7 protein-coding genes are annotated in these 10,983 nt (G+C 36.8%); 2 read left to right on the forward strand and 5 right to left on the reverse strand.

The window, feature by feature from the left end; all coding sequences use genetic code 11:
• Nucleotides 1-26: 26 nt before the first annotated feature.
• From FTU77_RS06790 to FTU77_RS06810, 5 genes are all read right to left on the reverse strand, one after another.
• On the reverse strand, nt 27-3,470 hold the full coding sequence (locus tag FTU77_RS06790) for a DEAD/DEAH box helicase family protein (RefSeq protein WP_180055382.1): 3,444 nt from the start codon (nt 3,468-3,470) through the stop codon (nt 27-29).
• A gap of 245 nt (nt 3,471-3,715) precedes the next feature.
• Nucleotides 3,716-4,945: a PD-(D/E)XK nuclease family protein gene (locus tag FTU77_RS06795; RefSeq protein WP_180055383.1), complete on the reverse strand. Its 1,230-nt coding sequence runs from the start codon at nt 4,943-4,945 to the stop codon at nt 3,716-3,718.
• A gap of 10 nt (nt 4,946-4,955) precedes the next feature.
• Complete coding sequence (locus FTU77_RS06800; protein WP_180055384.1) at nt 4,956-6,329, reverse strand: WYL domain-containing protein; 1,374 nt, start codon at nt 6,327-6,329, stop codon at nt 4,956-4,958.
• 182 nt (nt 6,330-6,511) lie between these two features.
• Nucleotides 6,512-7,645: a restriction endonuclease subunit S gene (locus FTU77_RS06805; RefSeq protein ID WP_180055385.1), complete on the reverse strand. Its 1,134-nt coding sequence runs from the start codon at nt 7,643-7,645 to the stop codon at nt 6,512-6,514.
• The gene (locus FTU77_RS06810; RefSeq protein ID WP_180055386.1) at nt 7,642-9,123 is read right to left on the reverse strand and encodes a class I SAM-dependent DNA methyltransferase; all 1,482 of its coding nucleotides are present in this window, start codon (nt 9,121-9,123) and stop codon (nt 7,642-7,644) included. Before FTU77_RS06810 ends, FTU77_RS06805 begins: the two co-directional genes overlap by 4 nt.
• Before the next feature lie 192 nt (nt 9,124-9,315).
• On the opposite strand from FTU77_RS06810, the gene FTU77_RS06815 reads away from it, so the two are divergent.
• Both FTU77_RS06815 and FTU77_RS06820 read left to right on the forward strand, forming a co-directional pair.
• Nucleotides 9,316-9,486, forward strand: a complete 171-nt coding sequence (locus FTU77_RS06815; protein WP_180055387.1) for a hypothetical protein — start codon at nt 9,316-9,318, stop codon at nt 9,484-9,486.
• Nucleotides 9,487-9,936: 450 nt separating this feature from the next.
• Nucleotides 9,937-10,437: a toll/interleukin-1 receptor domain-containing protein gene (locus FTU77_RS06820; RefSeq protein ID WP_180055388.1), complete on the forward strand. Its 501-nt coding sequence runs from the start codon at nt 9,937-9,939 to the stop codon at nt 10,435-10,437.
• Nucleotides 10,438-10,983 lie beyond the last annotated feature (546 nt).

Raw genomic sequence — 10,983 nt, forward strand, 5'->3', positions numbered from 1 at the left:
TACATTATTAAATAAAATTTTAAAGTTTACGCCACAGCACTCTGATTAAACGCTTCAACCACCCCCAAAATGTTGTCAGCATCTGCATTAGCAAACACACCATCAATGCCTTCAAAATGGATCTGGTTAAATGGAGGCTCATATAACTGTGCTGCTTCTAACACACCATTTTGAGTGAGATGCTCAATTATCATCTCAACAAAACGAATCTGTTTCTCGTTATAGCTTGAGCCTTGTAAATACTTGGAAAAGGCTTCCTGAACCGCTTGACGATCTAAGCCTACAAGAGAACGAATGAATAAAGGCAATGTTTTCTCTGTACCAAAGCATTCTTCAAACTTATCTCGGCTTTCTACTTCTTGAGCTTCAAAAACAAAACGTTCAAGCTCACTTAAGTCAGTCGGCGTAAGAGCTAAACCACGCTTTAACTTTGCGATGGTAATATGATTTTCATTGGCTTTAATAAAACTTTCGACACGTTTACGATACTGGGCAAGGTTTACGCCACTTGAAACGACTGGTATATCGACTGCTTGCATTTCTCCAATTTCATCATCAAGCATGGAATAGACAATGGTCGAGGTCGATTTTTCTATAAGTTTGACCAAACCGCGAATACGTTTACGCATCGCCTCTAACATTGGCAAGGTGATGCCTTTCCAATATTCAACGGTTTGAATGTCTTGAATCAGCGCAATCTGTTCAGCAACAACAGGAATATTTTCTTTGCTTTCTAGCTTTGAAGCGATTTCAATCACTTTATTGGCATAACTCTGAATCGCTGTATTGTTCTTTTCCAATACAGCGAGTTCCAAGTTGTAGCACAACATATCGAACAATTTAGCTTCTAAAGTTTCAGGCTCAAGCTGATTAGGTAATTTAGAGATGTGTTCTCGTAATGTACCGATGGCAAGATCATCTAAGTTGTTCCAAGCATCATCATTCTTGAAATGTTCAACATGCTCAAGCTCAGACTTTACAATGAAATTGTCATTGTTCATTGACTTCACTTCAGTCTGTAAACTTTGACGCATATCTTGCTGAACAGCTTTTAGCTCTTCTGTGGCATCGTCCTTCGCATTGAGCAGACTCAGGATATTTAAACGCGCTTTAAACAAGCGTTGTCCGAGTGGCTCTGTGGTCGCAACAGGCGCACCATCAGGGTTTTCATTGAAGTATTCAAAGTTAGAGCAATAATCGAAAATAAAGAATTCTTTTTTATCATCTTCAGGGCTAAACAATTCTTTGCAGAGTCGTGTACCACGCCCAATCATCTGCATAAACTTCACTTTAGAACGTACAGCTTTAAAGAATACTAAGTTGACCACTTCAGGTACATCAATGCCTGTATCGAGCATATCCACTGAAATCGCAATCTGTGGCTCAGGTAAATCTTTCTTGCTAAAGTCATCAATTAAGCTTTGTGGATACTTAGTGGCATGGGTAATGACACGGGCAAACTTGCCATCATATTGCGGATAGTTTTCATTGAAGCGATCAGCAATAAACTGGGCATGTTTTTGATTGACGGCAAAGATAATGGTTTTACCCAAACGATCTCCACCTTCGGTCTTAATACCATTTTCCATCAAGTGCTTGAGCATTAAATCAATCGTGCCTGTATTAAACAGCTCTTTATTAATCTTGGATGCTGAGACTTCTTCAGGTGCATCTTCATCGCCCCAATTTAGACTGTCCCAGTGTTGTTTTTCCTCTTCTGAGAGTTCGTCATATTTCACGCCTTCACGCATAAATTTAAGCGGAACAGAATAAGCTTTCGGTGGCACAAGATAGCCATCTGCAATGGCTTGATCGAGGTCGTAGTAATCGGTTGGGACACCGCTTTCTAAGCCAAACAGTGCGTAGGTATCACGATCCACTTCATCCCGCGGTGTCGCAGTTAAGCCCACCAGTAGGCTGTCGAAGTATTTAAAAATTTCACCAAACTTTTGATAGACGCTGCGGTGTGCTTCATCGACAATAATCAGGTCAAACATGCCTGTACCGAATTTACGTGTGCCATCGGCATTCATTTCATCAATCAAACCCATCATGGTTTGATAGGTCGAGAAATACACTCGACCAACTTGATTTTTATCCTCAAGTAAATTGACGAATGAAGCATCTTTTAAATTGGCTTTAAAGGCATTGTGCGCCTGATTGACCAAAGATGTACGGTCAGCAAGGAATAACGCCTTTTGTACCACATTTGCTTTCATTAGCACATCGACCAGTGCAATGGCAGTACGTGTTTTACCTGTGCCTGTTGCCATAATCAGTAAGCCTGCACGTTCTTTACGTTGATAGGCTGCAAGCATGGCTTTGATGGCACGAGTTTGGTAGTAACGCTCGACAATGTCCGGATTGATTGGGAAGCTACTTAAATCAGGGTTGTTCTTCCGTCTTTCGATCAAGCGTTTGAGTTCTGCTTGCGTATAAAAGCCGTGAACCAAACGTGGTGGGCCACCTTGAACATCATTCCAGATTCGGGTTTTGTAACCATTGGTATAGAAAATGACAGGGCGTTGTCCTGTTTGTTGTTCTAAGCAATCTGCGTAGAGTTTGGCTTGTTGCTGTCCAATGTCAGGGTCGGTGGATGTACGTTTAGCTTCAACCACAGCCAAAGGCAAGCCATTGGCATCATACAATACATAATCCACAGCACCTTTACCCGATGGGCTTGGCATGCCTGTGACAGCGACTTCCTCTCGAACTGATGTACCAATTTCCCAACCTGCTTCTTCAAGCATGAGGTCAATTTTAAGTTTTCGGGTTTCGTCTTCTTTATAGTCGGTATGGTCTTCAATTTTGCTGTTAGCAATTTTGGCTTGTTCGACTTCGGCACGCTTTTGGGCAAGTTCTGCATCAATATTGGCGAGGATTTTTTCACGTTCTTCTAAACTTGCCGAAAGTTCAAAGAGTTTCTGTTCACGTTCACGTAAGGCTTTGTGTTGTTCTGCAAATTGCTTTTCTTTGGCTTCGGTTTCTTTCTGTAGTTGTTCTTTGTTTGCGGTGATTTGCTGTGTGTTATCTGCGTTAGGAATCAGTTCGGTTTTAAAGATATGCGGCTGTGAACGGTCTTTGGACGGTGAACCGTAGTTACGTTCAAACCACACATACATCAAAAATAAATGGCTGATGTGTTTTACGGTTTCTTCTGTTGTGAGTTGTTTGAACTTTTTCCCATGTACGGCACTGTTGCCGACCATGCGGATGTTATCCATTTTATCCCAAATATAGGGTGGAATCAGGTCTTTAAATTTCAGATCGTTGAGTAAGTTATGTAGTGAAGCATCATAAGGCTGAGTAAGTTTTTTATCGTATTGATACAGCCACAGTACAAGGTTTTCAAGCGATGTACGAGCTGCTGCAAGGGCAAATTGTGGGGATATATACGTGAGCTTTTCGGCTTCTTTAGCCGTAGCTGCCAAGCTTTTAAATTCAGGTTCTAAAAACTGAAAATTGCTCATTATTCCCTCAAGTAATATTTTTAAATATGCTTTATTTCCATACTATAACCGAATCAACCTTTTGATTTAATGGCTAATTATCTAAAGTATAAGGTTAATTTCAATAATAACTTTATAAAAATAAAATACTGGTTACTGAGAGCAGTCGTTAAAAGCCGTTTGTAGCTGTGCATTCAAGCTAAACTACGTACTATACGGATCTTTACAATCCGTATAGTTCATTTGCCTTTAAAAAATCGGGGACTTTAATGGTTAGCTACACCACTTTTATTCAGTATTTTTTTTATGATAGGGTAAGCTTTTTCTACAAATTCTTCAGCAGAAATAGATTCATTTTCTTCAAGTAAGAGAACATCATAATGATTCTCTTGTTCAATAAAAGGAATATTCTCATTGTTTAAAAAGGCTTGGAATTCAAGTGAATCTTGTTTTTTTATGTATTTCGCTTTAAATCGACGACACCACAAATTGGTGTATGCTGTACTTTTATAAATCTCGAATTCTAATTGGTAATCATCTTGTGTGGTATGCAACGTATTACTATTTAATGAGCCTCCTATAGACGATAGGTTATCTTCGTGCTTTATAAACTCAGCAGCATCTGAAAAACAATCTAGTTCTTGATCTTTTAACAACTCAACAATTTCACGAACCTTTTGTTCATAATACTGATATACCGACTCTTTATTTTTTTCATCTTCAATACTTTCTAAAATTTCACGGTTATTGCGATAAAAATTAACGATGTCCATTTGCATTTTTGCATACTCCGAATGTGGGTTAAATTTTTCAATTGCTGAAATATAATCAATGAGGTAGGTAAGATAATATTGATCTGCCTGTAAGCTCTTTTGTCCAAGCTCTTTTAAAATATGTTTGGACAAGTCAAAGTGAGTCATGACGATATAATTTTCAGGCGTTTCTTCTGGTTCCTTAATGACTAATAGAATAAATTTTAGTTTTTTATCCTTAGGATTATTCGCACGCGCATGTGAAACATAATCTGAAAAAGGATTATCATTTGCATGATGGTGAATCTTATTTTCTATCACGAGGATGTATTCGTCAGTTTCCACCCAAAGATCAATGCGACCTAATTCAGTCCTTTTTTCTAGAACAATATTCTCCGTATGTATTTGATATGGAAAACTTTCACCCATAACACTAAACAACGCATTGACTACAAGGTCTTTTAAGTTATGTTCTTCTTTGCTGTCCATAAAAAATGCAAGGGTCTTTGAGCTGACATTTTCTAAATGGCTTAACCCCATTATTTCAATAAAGGATTTGCGATGTGTTTTAGTCAGAGGCAGCTTCTTAAAAGCTTGAATTGCATTTTCAGCCCGATAAATACTTAAAGGTATAAATGAATCTTCTTCCTGATCTAAAGGCAATGCCTCAATCAGTTGTTTAAATTGCTCTAAACTACTCTGAGCGGTTTGTAAATCTAGTGGTATCACATGAGCATCTTCCATGTATCTCTCCTTATTTTTTAATTAAAACTGAGTATTTGCCTGCACTTTCACTTTTTTGTATAAAATCCACATGTAACAGCTGATCTATGATTTTTGCAGCCGAGTTATAAGAAATCATTAATTTTCTTTGCAGTTCAGCTGTGCTAATCATCTCTTTCTCACTAACAAATTCAACAGCTTGTGGGAAAAGATCATGTAGGGTTATTACATTATCGTCCTCTGGCTCAGCGAGAATACTTTCAAGCGTCTGTATTGCACTTTCTTCATCGAAATTTTCCTCAACATCCTCTTGCCATTCAATATCATCATCTATGACTTCAAGTGCATAATTTTGTGCCATTTCAATAATTCTATTTTTGACTTCTTCTCTTAAGTCCTCAGGGTATTCCACTTCAATCCATTGAGCCTTTTGCACCAACCATTCAAGAAAAGATTGAGTAATCGGCATTTCAGCGGTTAAGGTAAAATAAGTGTCTGCATCATCACTCCATATCTGCTGTGATGGATGAATTTCTGAAAATTTCAGCTCAGAAAGTAAGACGTTTGAGCAATTCAACTGAATTTCTTTCGGTTGATCATCATCATTGTAGAAACCTTCAAACTCATACTGTTCAATGGCTTTTTGCATATCAATATCTTGTATATCGATGCTTAAACTTTCTGGCGTTGGTTCGGCATGTAAAATTCGATGCATGGTAAAAGTACGAATCTGGATTTTACGATTTTGATTAATTTTAGACGCGATGAGATACTGCTTTCTGCCTCTCACAATGACCCCGTGTGGCTTGATCGTATAGCGCGTAGCTTCTCTTTCAAAAGCTTCAGGGTGATATAAAATTTCTAACCATGAATTATCTTGGTGAATGCACTTAAAAATAAGTTCTTTAATTTCATTTTTTGGGTTGAGATGTGTTTGAAAAGCCCCGTCCAACGCACAGCCAAATTTTGTCAGCCATACATTTTTGTTCTTTAGATCTAAAACCTTTTGAGCTTGTTCAAACTGTTGAGAGAGTGTCTTTTGCCAAGATTCTGGGAAATAAGGTTTTAAAAAGTTGTAACTATGAATAGTTGCAAGTGATTGAAACTCATCTTGAATAATATTTTTTTTATTTAAATTGAGTTGAGCATCTGAAGATAAGCGGTAACAAGCCGAACGACGACCACTTGCTGCCTCTTGATCTATATGACCTCGATGCAAAATTTCATCTAATGTCTTTAAATCACGTTGCAGTGTTTTACGCGGTGCATGAAATGGTTCATAGGTTGTTTTTAGGCTTTCAAGTAAATCTTCAATAGAAATATGGTGATTTGGCGATCTTGGCAAAGCATGAAAGACATTTAAAATCCGAAAAAATTGGGATACGAAAGATTCTTTTGTATTCATAGTTTTATGCTTATTTCTTGAACTTGGTTTAGCATAATGCATTTGATAGACAAGATTTGTCTCGCTATCAAATTTTTATATTTATTTTAAGTAGATTTTAGAGGGGATATACACAGGCTTTTCGGCTTCTAAAAACTGAAAATTGCTCATGTATATATTCCCTCATATTTTAAAATTAAATTTTATAAAGTACCGTTAAATGCTTGGTTTTGTAATGATTCGAATAGATTAGCAAACTCAATATTTGAAGTTTCCAATATTTTCTTTTGCTTTACAATGGATTCCACTATGTCTATAAACTTAAGTTGTAAATCCATTGGTGGGATAATTAATTCAAAATTTTTCATGATAGCTGTATTTAGGTTGGGTTGAGTCCCATCTGGAGCTGTATCACGAAAATATTGAGTAATTGAATTAAGAGCCTTTAATAAAAATAATTTATGTATTTTATCCTCACTGATGTCTTGGAATGCTAACCAACCATCGTGAATACACCCTTGAATTTTTAAGATACGTGCAAATCCAAGACTTACTCCACAATTTGCAAAGATTACACTTCCTTCTGGTAATAACCTTGTTTTATGTAAGCCTTCTTCAGTAATTGCTTCTTTGGTTTTGGTAATAAACAAGTCATCACCTTTAGTAGCATCACCAATTTTGATCCATGGATAAGTACCACCTAAGAAATTTTCAATTGGTCTTGGCGACCCCCCACGAACAATCGTCATAAGGGTATCCATTTTCTCTTTATCCCACCCTTTAGGATTACTCACAGGATCGCCAAACATATCAATAAAGGTGGCTTGTAAAAGCTGATCTAACTTTTCAATCGCTTGCTGACGTTTTTGGCGTAGCTCATCCGCTTGATCTAAAATAGAGGCAATTCGGCGTTGTTCTTCAAGTGGTGGGAGATAGATTTCTAAATTCCCAATCATATCTCTTGTGATAACCGTTTGAGCTGCACCTTGTGACATTGCTCTTAAACGTAAAGACCAAGTTTGTAGAAAATAATATAAATAATCTTTATCTATAAATTCAGGTTTGGCTCTTACGGCAGCCACTGATCGGCCTATTGCTCCATCAAAACCTTTATTAATTTTCCCACAAGTTGCTCCTACCACGCATAATAGAACATCGTCATACTTAGCAAATTTTAAAGGGTTAGTTGTCCATTCCTTTATCACAGGTCTAGATAAACCAAATTCTCCTGCTTTCACAAAAGGAGTTCCTGTGCCATCTTTATTACAATCATGGCTTGAAGGAGCCTGTCCCATAATTGTTTCTGTAACAGTTGCTAATTTGACTAACTCTGTCATTTCAACAACTCCTTTAGCGCAGCCATTCCTTTTAAAATATCTTGCTCAAGCACTTCTAAATCCGCCAAAATTTTACTTGGTGCTTCATATTCCACTTGCTCATACACCACTTCCTTATAACGGTTAATCGACAAGTCATAACCATTGGCAGCAATATCAGCTTTATCCACCATAAAGCTTTGTTCTGTGGCTTTACGGTCTTTTTCACCCTCTAAGTTTTTAAAACGCGCAATGATGTCAGGAATGTTGTTATTTTCATGCTTAGATGCATCTAGCTCGTTACGCTTATCATCAAGCGAATAACCATCCGCCTGCATATCATAAAACCAAACTTTATCAGTACCGCCCGACATGGTTTTGGTAAAAATCATAATCGCAGTCGAAACCCCAGCATAAGGCTTAAATACACCTGAAGGCATCGAAATAATTGCTTCAAGCTTTTGCTCTTCCACAATCTTTTGACGTAAATCTTTATGCGCTTTAGATGAACCAAATAACACACCATCAGGCACAATCACCGCGGCACGACCACCAGTTTTTAACAAACGTAAGAACAAGGCTAAAAATAACAATTCAGTCTTTTTGGTTTTGACTACAGCTTGAATATTCTTAGCACAGCTTTCATTGTCTAAACTGCCTGCAAATGGAGGATTGGCTAGAATCAAACTGTATTTTTCAGCAATATGAGAATGTGCTTCACTCAAAGAATCACGGTTTTCAATTCGTGGGTTTTCAACACCGTGCAGCATCATGTTCATTGAACCAATACGAAGCATGGTGCTATCAAAATCATAACCAAAGAAAGTTTCTTCACTAAAACGCTTTGCAGCTTCAGGATTGGCAAAAATCTCAGTGCTGTAATGTTCATTTAAATATTCACTTGCAGCAACAAGGAAGCCCGCTGTACCACACGCAGGGTCACAAATGGTATCCGTTGGTTTTGGCTGCATCAGTTCCACAATCATTTTGATGATATGGCGAGGCGTACGGAACTGACCATTTTGACCTGCTGAGGCAATCTTACCGAGCATATACTCGTAAATATCACCCTTGGTGTCTTTATCATCCATTGGCACATCGGCAACCAAATCCACCACTTTGGTTAAAAGCGCAGGCGTAGGAATGGTAAAACGCGCATCTTTCATGTGGTGGCTATAGGTGGTTTCGTCTTCTGCACCTAAGTTTTTAATGAAAGGAAAGACTTCATTGGCAACGGTATTATATAGTGTTGCAGCATCGCCTAAAGTAATAAACTTTGACCAACGAAGATGGTCTTGCTCAGGCGTGAAAATTGGATGTTCTACAGGCTTCTTTAAACGGTTGGCTTTCTTTTCTTTGGTGATCTGAATTTCATCCAGTCGGCGAATAAATAGCAAATAAGTCATTTGCTCCATGACTTCTAAAGGATTGGAAATACCGCCACTCCAAAATGCATTCCAAATCTGGTCAATTTTGCTTTTAATTTCGCCTGTAATCACGTAGATGACTCTCAAATTTATTTGAGAGTATTGTGTTTGATTTGCAAGGGAAATGCTATGGGGATAAGAGAAGTTACGATATATAAAGATGTCGTTATTAAGGTAGCAATTTTTTAGCCTCTTTTTAGAATATATTTAGATCAATATAATGGCAGCATCCAAGGGTGGTAGATATTTGATAGGGTAAGTAGAATGAAAAGACTAGCAGACTTTAAAAGTAATGAACGAATACCTCGCCCAGTAATAAAAGCTTTGCCTGTGCAATTTAGCGATGACGCAGCGACTCGACGTATTGCTTTGCATCATGCAAAACGTGTGATTAGTCAGCATAAAGAAGAAATACAGAGGTTGGCTTATAAATGAGTCTGGATTTTTTATTCGGTTTTAGCTTGGCAAAATTTTAAATATCTCATGATCAGTCCATTTTTATAAAAATTCATCCTATCGCACTGAGTAAAAATCATTTTTTGATATGGACAAAACTCAAATTTTTGTCCATTCAAGAGCATGTCCATATGGACAAAATGAATAATTGAGTAAAACGAAACAATTCAATGGTTTGATACATGTCCATATGACGTGACTTATGGAATGTTTTCAGAATAAAAATAGAAAGATTGGCTAGAAACTGTTGAATTAGCAGTAAACAAAAAGGAGTTATTTTTATCAGTGATTTACTTTAATGCTTTAAAAATGGATGCTAAAGATTTACTGCCCTAATTTAGCGTCTAATTATGTCGCGATACAATTTCATATTATTGATTTTTTGATATTTCCCTTTATTGTAATTCATTTTATTCGTAAAGGAACCATATGGCTATTTCTCTAGACACACTGTCCAATATTTCTACACGTTTTAGTAGAAGCGCAAATAGCTACAATCTTAATCAGAGGCCTAGGACTGCCTTTTTATGCCATAGCCATACTGATGCTCAATATATCAAAGGATTTATTCAGTTACTAAAAGATGAAAACATTAATGTTTATGTTGATTGGCTAGATAACTCTATGCCTGATAGTCCTAATCGAGAAACAGCAGTTAAAATTCAACAGAAAATTCAAGAAGCTGATTATTTCTTTTTTCTAGCAACACCAAACTCTGTTAAATCAAGATGGTGTCCTTGGGAAATTGGCTATGCAGATGGGGTAAAAAAATATGAGTCTATTTTTGTAATTCCCACGCAAGACCGTAATGGTTATTACTATGGAAATGAATATTTAGAGCTATATCAGAGAATTGATAAATCTGATCATGGTCCTTTAGGATTTTGGAAACCAAACGCTACTAGTGGTCGCTACATGTCATCACTCTAGCACTTCGGTAATTCTTTAGGGAGCAAAATATGGCACGTAGAACTTTTTTCATTTCATTATCAAAATGATATTTGGCGAGTTTGGAACGTTAATAACTTTTGGGTAGTTAGTGGTAGTAGAGAAGCTTATGGCTTTTTTGATGGCAGCATTAGCTATGGCTACCAAAAATAGTAAAAAGACAGAAATTTTATTTCTATATATCCATCGGTTTTGTTGCATAAATAAATAAGCAATTGATTTTATTGAATTTTATTTTAGACTAAAAATCAATCAAAACCTTTAAAATCATATGGTTATGAAATCTTTATGTAACAAAGCCAATTGGGATACCCATCAGCAAGCTTCTAATAGGTGATTTATTGCTTGTATTTCACACTCTAAAAACATTATTTCATTTTTTTTGTTACTTATACATTTCATCTCTGTACACGACAAAAATAGATAACTCATTGAAATAATGTCACAATAATTGTTTTCTAACGACGAATACTATGACACATCTCAATGAGTTATATCTTATCTTAAACAAATCTCTAAAATGGAACA

This window comes from Acinetobacter sp. YH12142 (genome assembly GCF_013418435.1).
GTDB lineage: Bacteria > Pseudomonadota > Gammaproteobacteria > Pseudomonadales > Moraxellaceae > Acinetobacter > Acinetobacter amyesii.